The sequence below is a fragment of the Micromonospora sp. NBRC 110037 genome (assembly GCF_001652995.1).
GTDB classification, from domain to species: domain Bacteria; phylum Actinomycetota; class Actinomycetes; order Mycobacteriales; family Micromonosporaceae; genus Micromonospora; species Micromonospora chalcea.
This window is the reverse complement of record NZ_BBVA01000004.1, coordinates 281258-298292: the sequence shown is the minus strand read 5'-3', so window position 1 is coordinate 298292 and position 17035 is coordinate 281258. Positions and strand designations below refer to the sequence as shown.

Sequence of the window (17035 nt, the reverse complement as noted above, 5' to 3'; positions counted from 1 at the left end):
GGAACGGCCCCCGCTCGTCCCCGATCCGGCGGGCGCGGTCCGCGCGGCCGGAACCGGCCGCACGGACCGGGCGGAAAAGGGCATGTCCGGGTACGCTCCGGCGCGTCTCCGGGGACCGTCGGGCGATGCACACCGGCGCAACCCCGAATCGGCTCGGGGTCAACCCCGGAGGGTGCCCCGGGGCCGCGGCTGACAACGCGGGCAGCTGTAGGAGGACCGGTTCATGAACGCCTCCCGCCGGATCGGCGCGCCGCAGCGCGGGCAGGGTTCGCCCTCCCGGCCGTACGCGTTCAGCGACCTGTCGAAGTAGCCGCTCTCGCCGTTGACGTTCACGTACAGCTCGTCGAAGCTGGTGCCGCCCTGCTTGATCGCCTCGGCGAGCACGTCCCGGACGTGCCCGAGCAGCCGCAGCGCGGCCGGGCGGGTGAGCGCGTCGGCCGGGCGGGCGCCGTGCAGCTTCGCCCGCCACAGTGCCTCGTCGGCGTAGATGTTGCCCACCCCGGAGATCAGCGTCTGGTCGAGCAGCGCGCGTTTGATCTCCGTACGCTTGCGGCGCAGCGCCGCCACGAACGCCTCGTCGGAGAACTCCGGGTCCATCGGATCGCGGGCGATGTGCGCGATCTCGGCCGGCAGCTCCGCCCCGCCTTCGGAGACGGACAACCCGCCGAACGTGCGCTGGTCGACGAAGCGCAGCTCCGGCCCGTCGTCGGCGAACCGGAACCGGACCCGCAGGTGCAGCTCGTCGGCCGCGCCGACCGGCTGCAACAGCAACTGGCCGGACATGCCGAGGTGGCCGATCACCGCGTCACCGCTGTCCAGCGGCAGCCAGAGGTACTTGCCGCGGCGGCGTACGCCGGTGATCGTCCGCCCGGCGAGCACGTCGGCGAAGTGCGCGCCGCCCGGCGCGTGCCGGCGTACCGCCCGGGGGTGGCGCACCTCGACGGCGGCGATCCGCCGGCCGATCACCCACTGGGCCAGTCCCACCCGGACGGTCTCGACCTCGGGCAGCTCAGGCACGGCCGGCGCCCGCCTCGACGTCCGCCGTCTCGTCCTGCCCCGCCGTCTCGTCCCCCGCCGCCTCGGCCTCGGCCCGCTCGGTGATCATCCGCCAGGCCGACTCGGCGGCGCGCTGCTCGGCTTCCTTCTTGCTGCGCCCCTCCGCGCCGCCGTAGCGGTTGCCGGCGACCACCACCCAGGCGGTGAACGTCTTCAGGTGGTCCGGTCCGGTGCCCTCGATCCGGTACTCCGGCACGCCGAGCCCCAGCGCCGCGGTCAGCTCCTGGAGGCTGGTCTTCCAGTCCAGCGCCGCGCCCCGGCCCGCCGACTCGGCCATCAGCGGGTCGAAGAGCCGGTGGATCACGATGGCCGCGGTGTCCAGGCCGTACTGGAGGTAGATCGCGCCCAGCAGCGCCTCCAGCGTGTCGGCCAGGATGCTCGCCTTGTCCCGCCCGCCGGTGGCCTCCTCGCCCTTGCCCAGCAGCAGGTACGCGCCCAGCCCGTCCGGGCCCAGGCCACGCGCCACGTCGGCGAGCGCCCGCATGTTGACGACGCTGGCGCGCAGCTTCGCCAGCTGACCCTCGGGCAGGTCGGGGTGGTTGTGGAACAGCGCAGTGGTGATCACCACGCCGAGCACCGAGTCGCCCAGGAACTCCAGCCGCTCGTTCGTGGGCAGGCCGCCGTTCTCGTACGCGTACGAGCGGTGGGTCAGCGCGCGCTCCAGCAGTTCCGGGTCGAGCGACACTCCGAAGGCCGCCTCCAGGTGGCCGACGGGAGCACGCCGCCGCTTGTCGTTGGTCATGGTGCTACCTCGGTGTCGTGTCGGTCAGGTGCGGGTTCGTGCGCAACGTCGGCGAGCAGGGCGCGGACCGTTCCGGCGGCGTCGCGGCGCCACAGGTGAGCGGCCAGGGCGATGCCCGAGGCGACGTCCTCGGAGCCGGCCGCGCCGTGGCACACGACCACGGTGCCGCCCACCCCCAGCAGGGCGGCGGCGCGGGGCGCGCCGCCGCCGGGCGGAGGGCCACCGGCCATCGCGTACGCGCCCTCGATGGCCTTCAGCAGGACGTTGCCGGTAAAGCCGTCGGTCACCACCACGTCGGCGCGGGCGCCGAGGGAGATGTCGTACCCCTCGACCAGGCCGACGTAGCGCGCGTCACAGGGCAGCGCCAGGGCGGCGATCGCGGGATCGGTGTGGCGGCGCAGCCGGTCGCCCTTGCCGGTCTCGTGCCCGACGGAGAGCAACCCGACGCGGGGCGCGGTGACGGAGTGCGCCACTGCCGCGTAGGCGGCGCCCAGGACGGCGTGCCGGGTCAGCGTGGCGGGGCCGGGTTCGAGCGTGCCGCCCACGTCCAGCAGCACCACGGGCCCCTCGACGGCGGGCAGCGTGGCGACGAGCGCGGGGCGGCGTATCCCGGTCCAGCGGCCGAGGCCGAGCGCGGCGGCGGTGACTGTGGCGCCGGTCGAGCCGGCGGAGACCACGGCGTCGGCGAGGCCGTCGCGGACGGCCTGCACGGCCGTGCGTACCGTGCTCTCGCCGCGGGCGGCGGTGGGATGGTCGGCCATGCCGACGGCGGTCCGCACCGGGCGGACCGTGACCCGGGCTCGCTGCGCCGGGTCGAGCGCACCGATCAGCTCGCCGGCCACCTCGATCGGGCCGACGAGCATCAGGTGCAGGGCGGGATCAGTGCGTACCGCTCGCAGAGCGCCGTCAACCACGACGGCGGGAGCATCGTCCCCGCCGAGGAGGTCGACGGCGATCCGCGCGGTGCCCGGCTCCGCCGGCCCGCCGGCCGGGGGCCGGTCGGCGGTGGAGGGAGCCGGGGCACCGGGCGTGAGCCTTGGTGCGCGCGTCACCCGACCGGTGGTCGGGGACGTCACTCGGCGTCCGCGTCAGACCTCGAGGACCTGACGGCCGTTGTAGGTGCCGCAGACGGAGCAGGCGGCGTGCGGCAGCTTGGCCGACTTGCACTGCGGGCAGGCCACGGTCGCCACCGCCGAGGCCTTCCAGTTCGCCCGGCGGGCGCGGGTGTTGCTGCGCGACATCTTGCGCTTGGGGACGGCCACGGTTCTTACTCCTCTGTACGGGTCAGTTGCGTCAGGCTCGCCCAACGCGGGTCGACCTGCTGATGGCTGTGATCGGCCGGCAGATCGTCCCAGTGCACCCCGCAGTCGGGGCACAGGCCTGGGCAGTCCTCCCGGCAGAGCGGGTTCGTCGGCAGCGCCAGCACCACCGCGTCCCGCAACGCCGGCTCCAGGTCGATCAGATCGCCCTGCATCCGGCCCACCTCGTCCTCATCGGTCGTGTCGTCCGTGGTGCTGTTCTCGTACGCGTACAGCTCCTGGATCGTCACGGCCAACGATTCGTCGATCTCGCGCAGGCAGCGGCCGCACTCGCCCTTGACGGGACCGGTGACGGTCCCGGAGACGAGCACGCCCTCGGACACCGACTCCAACCTCAGGTCGAGGTCGAGGTCCGCGCCCTCCGGCACACTGATCAACTCCACGCCGAGGTCCGCCGGTGCCGGCACGACCCGCTTGTGCGTACGCAACGCGCCAGGTCGGCGCGGCAGTTCCCTCGTGTCGAGGACCAGCGGCGACCTGGGGTCGAGTGTGCTTGGCGAGTGTTTGGGCATAGTCAGACTCCGGCCGATGAGAGGCCGACAAAGAAGGTTACCTGCCTGGCGGCGGACCGTCGAACCGGGGGCGGACCTCCGGCTCGGCGGCAGCCGGCTGTCGGCGACCGGCCCGCGCGCCGCTCAGAAGGGTAGCGGGCGGTCCGGCTCGTCCCCGGCGAAGGTGCCGATCTCGCGCAGCGCGTGCATCTTGTCCCGGCCGCGCTCTATCGAGGCGAGCGCCCGGGTGAGGAACTGCTCGAAGTTCGCCAGCGCGGTGTCGACGTAGTCGTCCACCTCCTCGCGGAGGCGCTGCGCCTCGGCCCGCGCCTCGGCGATGATCCGCGCGCCCTCGTGCTCGGCCGAGACGGTGATCTCGTTGACCGAGACCAGCCGGGCGTGTTCCGCCTCACCCTCGCTGATGATCCGGTCGGCCTCGCGCTTGCCGGCCTCCATGATCTTGTCCCGCTCCTCCAGCAGCGCGGCGGCCCGGCGCAGGTCGGCGGGAAGCTCCGCGCGCAACTCGTCGAGCGCGGCGATCATCTCGCCCCGGTCGACCATGCAGTTGTTGCGCGACATCGGGACGGAGCGGGCCTGCTCCACCATGGCGATCAGTTCGTCGATGCGATCGAGCGGGTCCACCGGTACCTCACTCCTGTCTTCGTCGGCCGCCCTCCATGATGCGGCCTGCGCCCGGCTTCGGCGCTGCACACATCATGTCGCGCCCGAGCCACCCACGCCCCACCCGCCCCACCCGGCGCGTCGCCCACCCCCGGCGGAGGGTCAGGGGCGGAGGCGGGTGGCCAGCTGCTCCCGGACCAGGTCGGGGACGTGGGCGGAGACGTCGCCGCCCCACTTCGCCACGTCCTTGATCAGGCTGGACGAGATGAACGAGTAGAGCGGGTTGGTCGGCATGAACAACGTCTCCACGCCGGCCAGGCCGATGTTCATCTGGGCCATCTGCAGCTCGTAGTCGAAGTCGCTCACCGCCCGCAGGCCCTTGATCAGCACACTCGCCTGCTGCGCCCGGCAGAAGTCGACGAGCAGACCGCGGAACGACTCGACCCGGACGTTGTCGTACGAGGCGGTGACCTCGTGGAGCATGTCGATCCGCTCCTCGACCGTGAACAGGCCCTGCTTCGACTGGTTGACCAGCACCCCGACGATCACCTCGTCGAACAGCCGGCTCGCCCGGCCGATGATGTCGAGGTGACCGTTGGTGACCGGGTCGAACGAGCCCGGGCAGACCGCACGTCTCATGATCGGCGACCGTACCAAAGAGTGGTCTCGCCGTAACGTCTGCTGCGCTCCGGAGTGACACCTTCCACCCACGTGACCGATCCGGAACGGCTGGACCGCTCGACGATCACCAGGGCGTCCGGGGCGAGCCAGCCGCCGTCGACCAGCGCCGCCAGCATCGCGGTGATCTCGGCGTCCGGCACCGCGTACGGCGGATCGGCGAAGACCACGTCGTACGGGCCGTCGGCCGGACCGGCGGCCAGCACGGTGGCGACCTTGCCGGTGACCAGACGCGCGGCGGGAGCGGCCCGGAGCGCGGCGATGTTGTCCCGGATCACCCGGGCGGCACGCGCGTCGGACTCGACGAGCAGCACGTGCGCGGCGCCCCGGGACAGCGCCTCCAGGCCGACCGCGCCGGAACCGGCGTACAGGTCGGCGAAACGTGCCCCGTCCAGGTCGACGTGCGAGTGCACGGCGCTGAACAGCGCCTCCCGGACCCGGTCGGAGGTGGGCCGGGTGCCGGCGCCGGGCGGCGCGGCGATCCGCCGCCCGCCGAGCGTGCCGGCCACGATCCGGGTCACCGTCGCTCCCTGCGCATGCCCCGACGCTACGCGACCCGCGCGCCGAGGTGGATCGAGCACCCGAGGTGACGCCGGGTGACTCGACGTACATCAATGATCTCGGATTCATAACGGACCCTTTACGACCCGTCGATCTCGGTAACGCCCGCACTGTCGATCTCGCTAGGGTCTGGCCCGATTGCCGGACGGACGCGCGGCTCCGGCCCCTCCGCCCGGTCTCTCCCATCCTCCCCCTCGTCAGGAGCAGGCGTGAATCGTCTCCACCTCCGGCGTGCCGCCGCCCTCACCGCCGGCACGCTGCTCGGCCTCGCGGGCGTCGCCACCGTCGCCGGCCCGGCCGCCGCCCACCACCCCGAGCCGTCCGGCAGCTACTGCGCCACCCCGAACGGCGCGGTCACCGTCACCTGGTCCGTGACCAGCAGTGAGACCGACATCTCCGGCCGCATCACCAAGCTCGTGTCCACAGTGCCCGGCCCGGTCAGCGGGGACCTGGCGGTCGGCGCCGAGCTGAAGCCGGCCGGCAAGGGCACGCTCACCGGCACCCAGACCCACACGTTCGCCGGCGCGATTCCGGAGCTGAAGCTGACCGTCGGGGCGCACTGGGACCGGGGCCGCAAGTCGCACGAGGGCGAGCGGACCGTGACGGCCCGCCCGGCCCGCGACTGCGTGACGCCGAGCCCGTCGCCGTCGCCCAGCACGCCGCCGAGTCCCACGCCCACGCCGAGCACGCCGGCCTCGCCGACCCCGACGCCGTCGGCGTCCCTCCCGCCGAGCCCGTCCACCCCGCCGTCGCCGTCCGCCCCGCCGGCGGAGCCGATCTTCAAGCTGGACCAGGACTGCGACTCGATGACGTTCGTCGTGGAGAACCCGGCCCAGGGCGCGCCGTTCACCGCCACGCTGACCACCGAGAAGGGCGTCACCAGGACGCTCGCGTCCGAGCCGGGCAAGACCAGCTCGGTCGAGTTCGACGCCTACCCGGGTCTCAAGGTCACCGTGAAGTACGACGTGGTCGAGGACGCCGAGACCATCCCGTACACCCAGCCGGACGACTGCTCCGGCCAGGGTGGCGGCCTGCCCGTCACCGGCCCGGCCGCCGGCGCCATCGTCGGCGGCGCCGCGCTGCTGCTCACCGCCGGCGCGGTGCTGTTCGTGGTGACCCGTCGCCGCCGGATCCGCTTCACCGCCTGATCCGCACCCGAGGGCGCGTCGACCACCCGGTCGGCGCGCCCTCGCCGTGCCTGCCGCGGGTCCGGTACAGGGCGCGCGGGCGGTCAGACCGCGTCGAGCACCGACGTGACCGCGACCGGGTCGACCTCGGCCTGGTTGGTCAGCAGGACGAGCCGCTCGTCGGAGTCGGGCAGCCAGGCGGCGAACGCCTTGTAGCCACCGTTGTCCCCGGAGTGGTGCAGCGCCCGCCGGCCGGCCAGCGGGCCGACGAAGAACCCGTAGCCGTACGCCTCGTCGGGCCGTCCGGTGGGCGCGTGCGGCGCGGTCATCGCCGCCACCGAGGCCCTGGCGAGCAGCCGCCCCCGGCGCGGTACGTCGAGCCAGGTGAGCAGGTCCGCCCCGGTGCACCAGACGTCACCAGCGCCCATGCTCACCGTCGCGAGGTCCCAGGACGGCACCGCCCGGCCGCCCTCGTGCCCGGTCGCCACGTCCGGCCGCCCCTCGCCGGAACCGGCGAAGCTGCCGGTCATGCCCAGCGGCGCGAAGACCTCCCCGGCGAGGAACTCGGCGTACGGCCGGTCGGCCACCTGCTCGACGGTCCGGGCCAGCAGCACGTAGCCGGGACTGCTGTAGTGCCACCCGGCGCCGGGCGGGAACAGTGGCGGCAGCGCGGCGAACCGGTCGAGCAGCTCGTCCGGTTCGGCCGGCCCGTGCAGGTCGATCGCCGGGTACTCCTCCCAGTGGCCGAGCCCCGAGGTATGGGTGAGCAGGTGGTGCAGCGTGATGCCGGACCACTGCGGCGGCGGCGTGCCGGGCAGCCGGCGTACCACCGGGTCGGACAGGCTCACCGCGCCCCGCTCGGCGAGCAGCAGCACCGCCACTGCCGCCATCTGCTTGCTGATCGAGGCGATCTGGAATCGGGTCGCCGGGGTGCAGCGCCGGCCGGACGCCTCGTCGGCGACCCCGGCGACCCGGTCCACCAGGAGCTCGTCACCTCGGGCCAGAAGCAGCACGCCGCGTTCGGGTGATGGTGTCGACATCTGCGCGAGCCTAGGCACGCCACGGGCGTGCCGCTGCCCCGCGACCGCACCGGCCCGCCGTCAGCCCTTCTCCAGGTATTCGGCGCGCTCCTCGTCGACGAGCGCGGCCACCGAGGCCGCGAGCGCCGGATGCCGGGTCAGGTCCGGGTCCTCCTCGACCAGTTCGATCGCCTCGGCCCGCGCGTCGCGGATCAGCTCGGCGTCGCGTCTGAGCGACAGCAGCCGCAGGTGCGAGCGCCGGCCGGACTGGGTCGCGCCGAGCACGTCGCCCTCGCGGCGCTGTTCCAGGTCGAGTTCGGCCAGCTTGAACCCGTCGGTGGTGGAGGCGACCGCGTCCAGCCGTTCCCGCGCCGACGAGCCCTCGACCGCCTCGGTGACCAGCAGGCACAGACCGGCGGCCGAGCCCCGGCCGACCCGGCCCCGCAACTGGTGCAGCTGGGAGACGCCGAAGCGGTCGGCGTCCAGCACGATCATCACCGTCGCATTCGGCACGTTCACGCCGACCTCGACCACTGTGGTCGCGACCAGCACGTCCAGCTCGCCGTCGGCGAACGCGCGCATCACCGCGTCCTTCTCGTCGGCGGGCAGCCGCCCGTGCAGCACCCCGATCCGCAGCCCGTGCAGGGGCCCCTCGGCCAGCAGCGGGGCCACCTCGGTCACCGCCAGCGGCGGGCGCCGGCCGTTGTCGTCCTCCCGCGGCGCCTCCTCGTCCGACACCGGTCCCTCACCGATGCGCGGGCACACCACGTACGCCTGGTGGCCCTTCGCGACCTCCTCGCGCAGCCGGCGCCAGGCCCGGTCGAGGAACGCGGGCTTCTCGGCGGCCGGTACGACGTGCGAGGCGATCGGCGAGCGGCCCTGCGGAAGCTGGGACAGCGTGGAGGTCTCCAGATCGCCGTAGACGGTCATGGCCACCGTGCGCGGAATCGGGGTGGCCGTCATCACCAGCACGTGCGGCGGCTGGTCGGCCTTGGCGCGCAGCGCGTCGCGCTGCTCCACGCCGAAGCGGTGCTGCTCGTCCACCACCACCAGGCCCAGGTCGTGGAAGTCGACGCCCTCGTAGAGCAGCGCGTGCGTGCCGAGCACGATGCCGGCCCGCCCCTCGGCCACCTCGGCCAGCGCCCGGCGCCGGGCCGCCGCGCCGAGCGAGCCGGTGACCAGCTCCACCCGGGTGGCGTCCTCGGCGGCGCCCAGCTCACCGGCCCGGGCGAGCGGGCCGAGCAGGTCGAGGATGCCCCGGTGGTGCTGGGCGGCGAGCACCTCGGTCGGCGCGAGCAGCGCGGCCTGCCCACCGGCGTCGACGACCTGGAGCATGGCGCGCAGCGCCACCACGGTCTTGCCGGAGCCCACCTCGCCCTGCAGCAGCCGGTGCATCGGGTGCGCGGCGGCCAGGTCGGCGGCGATCTCCCGCCCGACGACCTGCTGGCCGGAGGTCAGCTCGTACGGCAGCCGGGCGTCGAACGCGTCGAGCAGGCCGCCCGCCTTCGCCGGCCGGGCCCGCGCCGGCCACGCCGCGGCCCGGTGCTTGCGCTGCACCAGCGTGAGCTGCACGGCGAACGCCTCGTCCCACTTGAGCCGCCGACGCGCCCGGTAGAGCGCCTCCTTGCTGGTCGGACGGTGGATCTCGCGCAGCGCGGTGCCGATGTCGGCCAGGTTGCGGGTCGCCCGCACGGTGGCCGGCAGCGGGTCGTCCGGCGGGGTGAACGTGTCCAGCACGACGCGCACGCAGCGGGCGATCACCCAGGTCGGTACCGCCGCCGCGGCCGGATAGACCGGGATCAGGGCACCGGCGAACTCCTCGACCTCCTCGTTCGCCGCCGCCTCGCCCTCGCCGCCCTCGCCCAGCAGGACGTACTCCGGGCCGTTGAGCTGCCGCTTGCCCCGGAACTCGGTCACCTTGCCGGCGAACAACCCCCACCGGCCGGGCCGCAGCTCCCGCTCCCGCCACGCCTGGTTGCCGAAGAACGTGCAGGTGAGCACGCCGCCGGAGCCGTCGCCGACGGTGACCTCCAGCAGGTTGCCGCGCCGCTGGCGCATCGGGCGCACGGCGGTGCGCTGCACCTGGGCGAGCACTGTGACCTGCTCCCCCACGTCGAGCGAGCGGATGTCGGTGTGCTCGCCGCGCTCGTCGTACCGGCGCGGGAAGTGGTAGATCAGGTCGCCCGCGGTGTGCAGGTCGAGATGCCCGGCCAACGCCTTCGCGGTGCGCTCGCCGACCAGCTTCTTCAGCGGCGTGTCCACAGTGGCCGCCTCGCTCGTCATTCGACCCCCACCAGGAGCGGATAGTGCGGCTGCCCGCCCTCGTACGCCTGCACCTCGACGAACGGCCAGGCCCGCTCGACATGCTCACGGACCCGGTCGGCCAGCCCGGCCGGCGCATCCGCGCCGCACAGCAGCGTGACCAGCTCACCGCCACCGCCGAGCATCCGGTCCACCACCGCGATGCAGGTGTCGGTCAGATCCTGCCCGATCAGGTGCACCTCGCCCTCGACCAGCGCCAGCACGTCACCCGCGCGGGCCGGGCCGGCGACGGTGAGCGCCTCCCGGGCGGCGTGGCACACCTCGGCGTACCGGCAGGCGCCGGCCGCCTCGGCCATCGCGATCACGTCGTCCTCGAAGCGCCGCTTCGGATCGCGTACTGCGAGCGCCGCGAGCGCCTGCACCGGGGAACGGGTGGGCACCACGCTCACCTTGACGCCGAGGCCGTACGCCTCCTTCGCGGCCGCGCTCGCCACCGACTGCGTGTTCGGGTCGTTCGGCAGCACCACCACCCGGGCGGCGCCGGTGGCCCGGATCGCGTTCAGCAGCTCACCGGTGGACGGGTTGGCCGGCACCACCACGGCGCCCTCGGCGGCGAACAGCTCGGCGATGCCCGCGCCGGTGGCCACCACCACGGCGGCCCGGCCGTCCGGGCGCGCCACCTGCGGCGCGGGCGCCGGGGCGGTCTGGTCGGCGAAGCGGGTCACGCCGATGCGGTGCGGCCGGCCGGCGACCACGCCCGCCTCGATCGCCGCCCCGACGTCGTTGACGTGCACGTGCACGTTCCAGGTGCCGGCGCCGTCGCCGACGATCGCCAGCGAGTCGCCGAGCACTGCCAACTCGGCGCGCAGCCGGGCCACGGCCTCGTCGTCCGCGTCGAGCAGGTACTGCACCTCGTAGGCGTACACGTCGGAGCCGCTCTCCCGCACGGCCGTGGCCGGCGGACGGCGGGTGGGCGGCGCGGGCGCCGCCTGCGCCGGGCTCTCCCCCGTGACCACCTCGACCAGCGCGTCAAGCAGCAGACACAGGCCGCGCCCACCGGCGTCGACCACGCCCGCGCGGGCCAGCTCCGGCAACTGCTCGGGGGTACGCGCCAGCGCGTGCGCCGCCGCCTCGGCCGCGGCCCGGGCCACTGTGCGCAGGTCGTCGCTGTCCGCGAGACGGGCCGCGTGGGCCGCCGCGGCGACCACGCTGAGCAGGGTGCCCTCGACCGGCCGGGCGACCGCGGCGTAGGCGGCTGTGGTGGCGTCGGCCAGCGCGTCGGCGAGCTGCCGCCCGCCCACTGCGGGAGCGGCGGCGAGCGTGTCGGCGAGGCCGCGCAGGATCTGCGAGACGATCACCCCGGAGTTGCCGCGCGCCCCGAGCAGCGCGCCCCGGGCCATCAGCCGCAGCGCGTGCCCGTGCGGGGTGTGCCCGTCGTCGGGGAGGGTGCCGAGGTCCATGGCCAGGGCCTGCTGGGCCGAGGTCAGCGTGAGGACCAGGTTGGTGCCGGTGTCGCCGTCGGGCACCGGGTAGACGTTCAGCTCGTCGATCTCGCCCTGGTGCCGCCGGAGGGCGGCCAGCCCGCTCGCGCACCAGCGGCGCACCGCTGCGGCGTCGAGGGTCTCCAGCACGTCGGGAAGCCTACTGGCGCGCACCGACACGCGCCGGGGTCGTCCGCCGCGTGTCCGCCCCGCCCGCCGGCCCGGCCGGGTCGCCGGTACGCTGGGTGGGCTCGCGAAAGGGCCGGTTGGGCGTACCGACTGTCATCGGGTAACCTGACCAGGTTGCCCGGGCAGCGCCTGGCGGCGACCTCATGAACGTTTCAATCCCAGGAGTATCCCGTGGCTAGCGTGTGCGACGTCTGTGGCAAGGGGCCGGGCTTCGGCCACAACGTGTCCCACTCGCACCGGCGGACCAACCGCCGCTGGAACCCGAACATCCAGTCGGTGCGCACCCCGGCCGGTGGCGGCAACACCAAGAAGTTGAAGGTCTGCACCTCGTGCATCAAGGCCGGCAAGGTCACCCGCGCCTGACGCGGTAGCGCCACCGAACATCGTCGGTCGCCGGCGGATCCCTCGGGATCCGCCGGCTTCTGTCGTATCCACCGACCCGCGCCGCACACCTGACCGACCGTACGGCGACCGGCTGGTACGGGCCGGTTAGGGTGCTGCTGCGCCGGCCGTCCGGTTCCGGCGCGAGCCGTGGGGAGGGTGACCGGTGGACCTCGATCTGGGTCGCGAGCAACTGGTGGTGGTGGGCGCGTCGTTCGGCTCACTGAGCTGGTTCGACCAGCAACTGCCGGCCGGCACCGTGGTACTGGTCGAGGAGCCGGACGTGATCGCCCGCCGCGACCTGGCCCGGTTCGCCGAGCGGCTGCCGATGATCGGGCGACTGGTCGAGGCCGAGTACCAGACCGGCTTCGACGCCGACGCCCTGCTCGCCCGCGAGCCCGCCCTGGCCGACGCCCGGCTGGTCCTGCCCGGCCTGGAGTACGCGGTCGGCGCCGCCGCCCGGCTCGCCGAACGGCTCGGGTTGCCCGGCGCCGGGGCGGAGGCCGCTGACATCTTCTCCGACAAGCACCGGATGCGGCTGCTCGCCGACCGGATCGGACTGGCCAACCCCGTCTACGAGCTGGTCGACGACCCGGCGCGGGCGGTGGAGTTCGCGCGGGCGCACGGCGGCCGGTGCGTGCTCAAGCCCACCCGCCGTTCCGGCAGCCTGGGCGTGCAGCTGATCACCGACCCGGCCGAGGTGCCCGCCCGCTGGGCGGCGAGCGCCGCGCCGCCGGACCCGGCCGAGGCCACCGAGCGCGGCCTGCCCACCGGCGTGCTGGTGGAGGAGCTGCTGGTCGGCTCCGAGCACAGCGTCGAGCTGCTGGTCGCCGACGGCGAGGTGATCTTCGCTAACGTCACCGACAAGCGGATCGCCGGTGGCCGGTACCCGGTCGAGACCGGCCACACCGTGCCGTCCGCGCTGCCCGCCACCGAGCACGACGCGCTGCGCGCCGCCGCGGTACGCCTCGCCGAGGCGGCCGGCTTCCGCAGCGGCATGCTGCACAGCGAGTGGATCCTCGTCGACGGCGTGCCGACGCTGGTGGAGTGCGCGGCCCGGATGCCCGGCGACATGATCACCGCGCTGATCTCGATCGCCTACGAGCGCGACGTCATCGAGGCGTACCTGCGGGTGCTGCGCGGCGAACGGCCGGCGTTGCCGGCGCGGCCGACCGGCGCGGCGGCCATCGAGTTCCTGATCGCGCCGCCCGGACAGGTCACCGCCGTCGACGGCAAGCGCGACGCGCTGCGCGTGCCGGGCGTGCTCGACGTGCAGGTCGAGACGAAGGTCGGTCAGACCGTGCCGGAACTGCTCTCCTCGGCGCACCGCAGCGGGCACCTGATGGCCTGGGGCGCGACCCCGGACGAGGCGGCCAGTGCCGCACGCCGCGCCGCGGACGAGATCCGCATCACCGTCGGCTAGAGCGTGCGGCCGTAGGACAGGCAGCCCGGGGCGTCCTTGTAGTAGCCGAAGTTCGGGATCCGCTCGTAGCCGGACGAGGTGTACATGGCGATCGCCTCGGGCTGTTTGTCGCCGCACTCCAGCACGATCCGTTTGCGGCCGTGGTCACGGGCGGAGCGCTCGACCGCGCCGAGCACCGCACGGGCCACGCCCCGGCCCCGGGCCGCCGGGTCGGTGTACATCCGCTTCAACTCGGCCGTGTCGCCGTCCGCGCCGTGGCTGCGCCAGCCGCCGCAGCCCACCGGACGCCCGTCGAGGTAGGCGACGAGGAACGCGCCGTCCGGCGGGGTGAACTCGGCCGCGTCGACAGGGGTGTCGTCGCCGCTGCCGCCGTAACGGGCGCCGAGGTCGGCCAGCGCCGCCCGGATCAGCGCCTGCGACTCGGGCGCGTCGAAGCGCCGCTCCCGGATCTCGATCTCGCTCACCGTGCCAGGTTACGACCGCCTCCGACCCCCGCCCGGCCGGGCGGCCGGGGGTCGGACGCAGATCACTCCGCCGTTCGGCGGAAGTGGTCCCAGCCGCGCGGGCCGTCGTACCCGGCGCCGTCGACGGTGACGCCGGCGCCGGCCGCCACCCGCCCGACCGGCCGCCAGCCGTCGGGCAGCGCGGCGTCGGGCGGGAACGTCGCCGCCAGGGCGTGGTCGTCGCCGCCGGCCAGGATCCAGGTGTACGGGTCGACGCCGAGCGCCGCCGCCGCGTCGCGCATCTGCCGGGGCACCTCGAACGCCTCCCGGCGCAGGTCGACGGCCACGCCGCTGGCGGCGGCCACGTGCCCGAGGTCGGCCAGCAGGCCGTCCGACACGTCGATCATGGCGGTGGCGCCCGCCGCGGCGGCGGCCGGTCCGGCCGCGTACGGCACCTCCGGGCGGCGGAACGCCTCGACCAGCAGCCGGGGCGTGCGGAAGCCCCGGGACAGCACGGTGTAGCCCGCCGCCGCCCAGCCGGTGCGCCCGGCCAGCGCCACCACGTCGCCGGGCCCGGCGCCGGAGCGGACCACCGGTGGTCGCCCGGCCAGGTCGCCGAGCGCGGTCACCGCGATGGTGAGCGTCGGGCTGGCCGACATGTCCCCGCCGACCACGCTCGCGCCGACGAGCGCCGCCTCCGCGCCCAGCCCGTCGGCCAGCTCCTCGGCCCAGGCCGGGTCCAGCTCGGCCGGCATGCAGAGCGCGACGAGCAGCGCGGTCGGGGTGGCGCCCATGGCCGCGATGTCGGCGAGGTTGGCCGCCGCCGCGCGGTGTCCCACGTCCCGCGCCGCCGACCAGTCGCGCCGGAAGTGCCGTCCCTCCACCAGCACGTCGGTCGATGCGACCACCCGCCGGTCCGGCGCCGCCACCACCGCGCCGTCGTCGCCCGGGCCGAGCAGGCAGCTCTGTCCCTGTGCCAGCCGGGCGGTCACCCGGTCGATCAGCCCGAACTCGCCGACATCCGTGACCGTCATGCCGTCCCCTCGATCCGCTGCGTCGTTGCGCACGTTCCACCCCTGTCCGCGCCGGCGTGTGCTCGCTCACCGCGTACGACCGGCAACCGATAGGGATCACTGCCGCTCAGTACGGTAGTTTCACCCTTCGGGTCGCCCGGAGGCGACGGACGGAGGTCGAGTCGTGGTACAGGCGTACATCCTCATCCAGACCGAGGTCGGCCGGGCGCGTGACGTGGCCGGTCTGATCGCGGACCTGGCCGGCGTGGTACGGGTCGACGCCGTCACCGGGCCGTACGACGTGGTGGTGCTCACCGAGGCGAACACCGTCGACGAGCTCGGCAAACTCATTGTCAGCAAGGTGCAGATGGTACCCGGCATCACCCGCACCCTCACGTGTTCGGTGGTGCGGCTGTAAGTGGACGAGAAGACTTCCCCGCGCCCGGACCGCTCCACCCGCCGCGCCGCGCTCTGGGCGACTCTGGTCGCCGTGCCGGTGACGGTGGCGGTGGCCGGGTTCACGTTCGCCAAGCTGGCCCCGGAGTCGCCGGACGCCGGGCCGAGCGCGTCGGCGAGCCCCCGGGCACAGTCGAGCGCGCCGGTCGAGATGGCCGCCCCGGCGCTGGCCGAGCGCCCGACCGTACTCTGCCGTGCCCTGATGTCGCAGCTTCCGGACAGCGTGCGTGACCTGCCGCAGCGTCCGGTCACCGCGGGCCCGGAGCAGAACGCCGCGTACGGCGACCCGGCGCTGACGGTGGCCTGCGGCGGCAGCCCGGCGCAGTTCCCGCCCACCGACGAGGTGTGGACGGTGAACAAGGTCTGCTGGCACGCGGCCGAGGAGGCCGACGCCACGGTGCTGACCACCGTCGACCGGGAGACGCCGATCCGGGTGCGGGTGCCGAAGTCGTACGAGCCGCCGCTGCAGTGGGTGACGACGATCTCCGACACCATCGTCAGCTCCGTGCCCTCGGCGAAGCAGGCCCCCTCGGGCTGCTCCGCCTGACGCCCGGCCGGCCGGTTCAGCGGCCGGCGCGGCGGTGCAGGGCGGTACGGATCAGCCGGTTGACCAGCTTCGGGTACTCCAGCCCGCTGGCCGACCACATCCGCGGGAACATCGACGTCGGGGTGAAGCCCGGCATCGTGTTGATCTCGTTGAGGTAGACGTCCATCTGCGGGGTCACGAAGAAGTCGACCCGGGCCAGGCCGGAGCAGTCGAGCGCGGTGAAGGCCCGGGTGGCGTAGTCGCGCACCTGCCGCGCGACCGGCTCGGGCAGGTCGGCCGGTACGTCGTACTCGCAGACCTCGTCGGCGAAGATGTACTTGGCCTCGAAGTCGTACCAGTCGCGGTCGCCGATCATCCGCACCTCGGCGAGCACCGAGGCCTCCGGCGCGCCGCCGGCCTCGCCCTCCAGCACACCGCACTCGATCTCGCGGCCGACCACGGCGCCCTCGACGAGCACCTTGCTGTCGATCTCCCGGGCGGTGACGAGCGCGGCGTCCAGGTCCGCCCAGTCGTCGACCTTGGTGATGCCGAACGAGGAGCCGGCCCGGGACGGCTTGACGAAGACGGGCAGCCCGAGGCGCTCCTTGTCCTCCTCGCTCAGCGACATCCCGGCGCGCAGCACCGCGTACGGGCCGACCGGGATGCCCTCGGCGGCGCAGAGCTTCTTGGTGAACTCCTTGTCCATGGCCGCGGCGGAGGCGAACACGTTCGCGCCGACGTAGGGGATGTCGGCCATCTCCAGCATTCCCTGGATCGTGCCGTCCTCGCCGTACGCGCCGTGGAGCACCGGGAACACCACGTCCACGTCGGCGAGCGCGACCGGCCCCTGGGCCGGGTCGAGCACCATCAGGCCGCCCGCGGCCGGGTCGGCGCGCAGCACCAGCTCGGCGCCGGACCCGGCGGTGATCTCCGGGAGTTTCCGGTCGGTGATGGCGAGCCGGCTCGGTTCGCCGTCGGCGAGCACCCACTGGCCCTGCCGGGTGATGCCGACCGGCACCACCTCGAACTCGTCCGGGTCGAGCGCGGCCAGCACGCTGCCGGCGCTGACGCAGGAGATGCCGTGCTCGGGGCTGCGGCCACCGAAGACGATCGCCACACGGGTCTTGCCTGGGGTGGTCATGGTCACCTCATCGTCGCGACTGCGGCTGGCCGTGCTCGCCGGTGGCGCTCACCCGATTGACCTTACTGTGCGTTGTCGGCGGGGGTGGTCGATACCCGGGGAGACG

19 protein-coding genes are annotated in these 17035 nt (G+C 74.2%); 5 read left to right on the top strand and 14 right to left on the bottom strand.

The window, feature by feature from the left end; all coding sequences use genetic code 11:
- Positions 1-159: 159 nt before the first annotated feature.
- The 8 genes from mutM to rsmD all read right to left on the bottom strand — a co-directional run bounded on the left by mutM (position 160) and on the right by rsmD (position 5428).
- A complete protein-coding gene (mutM, locus tag A4R25_RS14390; RefSeq protein WP_064447028.1) occupies positions 160-1017 on the bottom strand; it encodes a bifunctional DNA-formamidopyrimidine glycosylase/DNA-(apurinic or apyrimidinic site) lyase in 858 nt (285 codons plus the stop codon).
- Positions 1010-1798, bottom strand: coding sequence for a ribonuclease III (rnc, locus tag A4R25_RS14385; RefSeq protein ID WP_043325941.1), 789 nt, complete (start codon positions 1796-1798; stop codon positions 1010-1012). The genes mutM and rnc overlap by 8 nt, the downstream gene beginning before the upstream one ends.
- Positions 1795-2754: a phosphate acyltransferase PlsX gene (locus tag A4R25_RS14380; RefSeq protein WP_176722757.1), complete on the bottom strand. Its 960-nt coding sequence runs from the start codon at positions 2752-2754 to the stop codon at positions 1795-1797. The genes rnc and A4R25_RS14380 overlap by 4 nt, the downstream gene beginning before the upstream one ends.
- Before the next feature lie 132 nt (positions 2755-2886).
- Positions 2887-3060, bottom strand: a complete 174-nt coding sequence (gene rpmF / locus A4R25_RS14375) for a 50S ribosomal protein L32 (RefSeq protein ID WP_030500827.1) — start codon at positions 3058-3060, stop codon at positions 2887-2889.
- 5 nt (positions 3061-3065) lie between these two features.
- Complete coding sequence (locus A4R25_RS14370; RefSeq protein ID WP_043325942.1) at positions 3066-3629, bottom strand: DUF177 domain-containing protein; 564 nt, start codon at positions 3627-3629, stop codon at positions 3066-3068.
- A 123-nt stretch (positions 3630-3752) separates the two neighbouring features.
- Positions 3753-4250: a hypothetical protein gene (locus A4R25_RS14365; RefSeq protein ID WP_043325943.1), complete on the bottom strand. Its 498-nt coding sequence runs from the start codon at positions 4248-4250 to the stop codon at positions 3753-3755.
- Between the two features lie 141 nt (positions 4251-4391).
- Positions 4392-4868 carry a pantetheine-phosphate adenylyltransferase gene (coaD, locus tag A4R25_RS14360; RefSeq protein ID WP_043325944.1) on the bottom strand — a complete coding sequence of 159 codons (477 nt, stop codon included), beginning with the start codon at positions 4866-4868 and terminating at the stop codon, positions 4392-4394.
- Positions 4865-5428, bottom strand: coding sequence for a 16S rRNA (guanine(966)-N(2))-methyltransferase RsmD (gene rsmD, locus A4R25_RS14355; RefSeq protein ID WP_064447027.1), 564 nt, complete (start codon positions 5426-5428; stop codon positions 4865-4867). Before rsmD ends, coaD begins: the two co-directional genes overlap by 4 nt.
- Positions 5429-5677: 249 nt before the next feature.
- Between rsmD and A4R25_RS14350 the strand changes: the two genes are divergently transcribed.
- Positions 5678-6616, top strand: a complete 939-nt coding sequence (locus tag A4R25_RS14350) for a hypothetical protein (RefSeq protein WP_064447026.1) — start codon at positions 5678-5680, stop codon at positions 6614-6616.
- A gap of 83 nt (positions 6617-6699) precedes the next feature.
- Here the strand turns inward: A4R25_RS14350 and A4R25_RS14345 are convergent, their stop codons facing one another.
- The 3 genes from A4R25_RS14345 to A4R25_RS14335 are packed head-to-tail and all read right to left on the bottom strand — an operon-like array spanning position 6700 to position 11507.
- On the bottom strand, positions 6700-7635 hold the full coding sequence (locus tag A4R25_RS14345) for a serine hydrolase (protein ID WP_064447025.1): 936 nt from the start codon (positions 7633-7635) through the stop codon (positions 6700-6702).
- Positions 7636-7695: 60 nt separating this feature from the next.
- The gene (gene recG, locus A4R25_RS14340; RefSeq protein ID WP_064447024.1) at positions 7696-9897 is read right to left on the bottom strand and encodes an ATP-dependent DNA helicase RecG; all 2202 of its coding nucleotides are present in this window, start codon (positions 9895-9897) and stop codon (positions 7696-7698) included.
- Positions 9894-11507: a DAK2 domain-containing protein gene (locus A4R25_RS14335; protein ID WP_064447023.1), complete on the bottom strand. Its 1614-nt coding sequence runs from the start codon at positions 11505-11507 to the stop codon at positions 9894-9896. Before A4R25_RS14335 ends, recG begins: the two co-directional genes overlap by 4 nt.
- 210 nt (positions 11508-11717) lie before the next feature.
- On the opposite strand from A4R25_RS14335, the gene rpmB reads away from it, so the two are divergent.
- Together rpmB and A4R25_RS14325 are read left to right on the top strand one after the other, a co-directional pair.
- Positions 11718-11909, top strand: a complete 192-nt coding sequence (gene rpmB, locus A4R25_RS14330; protein ID WP_011905179.1) for a 50S ribosomal protein L28 — start codon at positions 11718-11720, stop codon at positions 11907-11909.
- 184 nt (positions 11910-12093) lie between these two features.
- The gene (locus tag A4R25_RS14325) at positions 12094-13350 is read left to right on the top strand and encodes an ATP-grasp domain-containing protein (RefSeq protein ID WP_064447022.1); all 1257 of its coding nucleotides are present in this window, start codon (positions 12094-12096) and stop codon (positions 13348-13350) included.
- Here A4R25_RS14325 and A4R25_RS14320 read toward each other — a convergent pair.
- The gene (locus A4R25_RS14320; protein WP_064447021.1) at positions 13347-13814 is read right to left on the bottom strand and encodes a GNAT family N-acetyltransferase; all 468 of its coding nucleotides are present in this window, start codon (positions 13812-13814) and stop codon (positions 13347-13349) included. The two genes, A4R25_RS14325 and A4R25_RS14320, sit on opposite strands and share 4 nt — an antisense overlap.
- A gap of 62 nt (positions 13815-13876) precedes the next feature.
- Positions 13877-14827, bottom strand: a complete 951-nt coding sequence (locus A4R25_RS14315) for a thiamine-phosphate kinase (protein WP_064447020.1) — start codon at positions 14825-14827, stop codon at positions 13877-13879.
- Between the two features lie 163 nt (positions 14828-14990).
- Here A4R25_RS14315 and A4R25_RS14310 point away from each other — a divergent pair, with 163 nt between their 5' ends.
- Complete coding sequence (locus A4R25_RS14310; protein ID WP_013284547.1) at positions 14991-15224, top strand: Lrp/AsnC ligand binding domain-containing protein; 234 nt, start codon at positions 14991-14993, stop codon at positions 15222-15224.
- A complete protein-coding gene (locus A4R25_RS14305) occupies positions 15225-15809 on the top strand; it encodes a DUF3515 family protein (protein WP_043325952.1) in 585 nt (194 codons plus the stop codon).
- Positions 15810-15825: 16 nt separating this feature from the next.
- Here the strand turns inward: A4R25_RS14305 and A4R25_RS14300 are convergent, their stop codons facing one another.
- On the bottom strand, positions 15826-16929 hold the full coding sequence (locus tag A4R25_RS14300; protein WP_043325953.1) for a D-alanine--D-alanine ligase family protein: 1104 nt from the start codon (positions 16927-16929) through the stop codon (positions 15826-15828).
- Between the last annotated feature and the right edge of the window lie 106 nt (positions 16930-17035).

What these genes read in the sequence shown, in the direction of transcription:
- rnc (WP_043325941.1), bottom strand. Translation starts at nt 1,798, where the DNA reads ATGACCAACGACAAGCGGCGGCGTGCTCCCGTCGGCCACCTGGAGGCG.
- A4R25_RS14370 (WP_043325942.1), bottom strand. Translation starts at nt 3,629, where the DNA reads ATGCCCAAACACTCGCCAAGCACACTCGACCCCAGGTCGCCGCTGGTC.
- coaD (WP_043325944.1), bottom strand. Translation starts at nt 4,868, where the DNA reads ATGAGACGTGCGGTCTGCCCGGGCTCGTTCGACCCGGTCACCAACGGT.
- A4R25_RS14345 (WP_064447025.1), bottom strand. Translation starts at nt 7,635, where the DNA reads ATGTCGACACCATCACCCGAACGCGGCGTGCTGCTTCTGGCCCGAGGT.
- recG (WP_064447024.1), bottom strand. Translation starts at nt 9,897, where the DNA reads ATGACGAGCGAGGCGGCCACTGTGGACACGCCGCTGAAGAAGCTGGTC.
- A4R25_RS14315 (WP_064447020.1), bottom strand. Translation starts at nt 14,827, where the DNA reads ATGACGGTCACGGATGTCGGCGAGTTCGGGCTGATCGACCGGGTGACC.
- A4R25_RS14300 (WP_043325953.1), bottom strand. Translation starts at nt 16,929, where the DNA reads ATGACCACCCCAGGCAAGACCCGTGTGGCGATCGTCTTCGGTGGCCGC.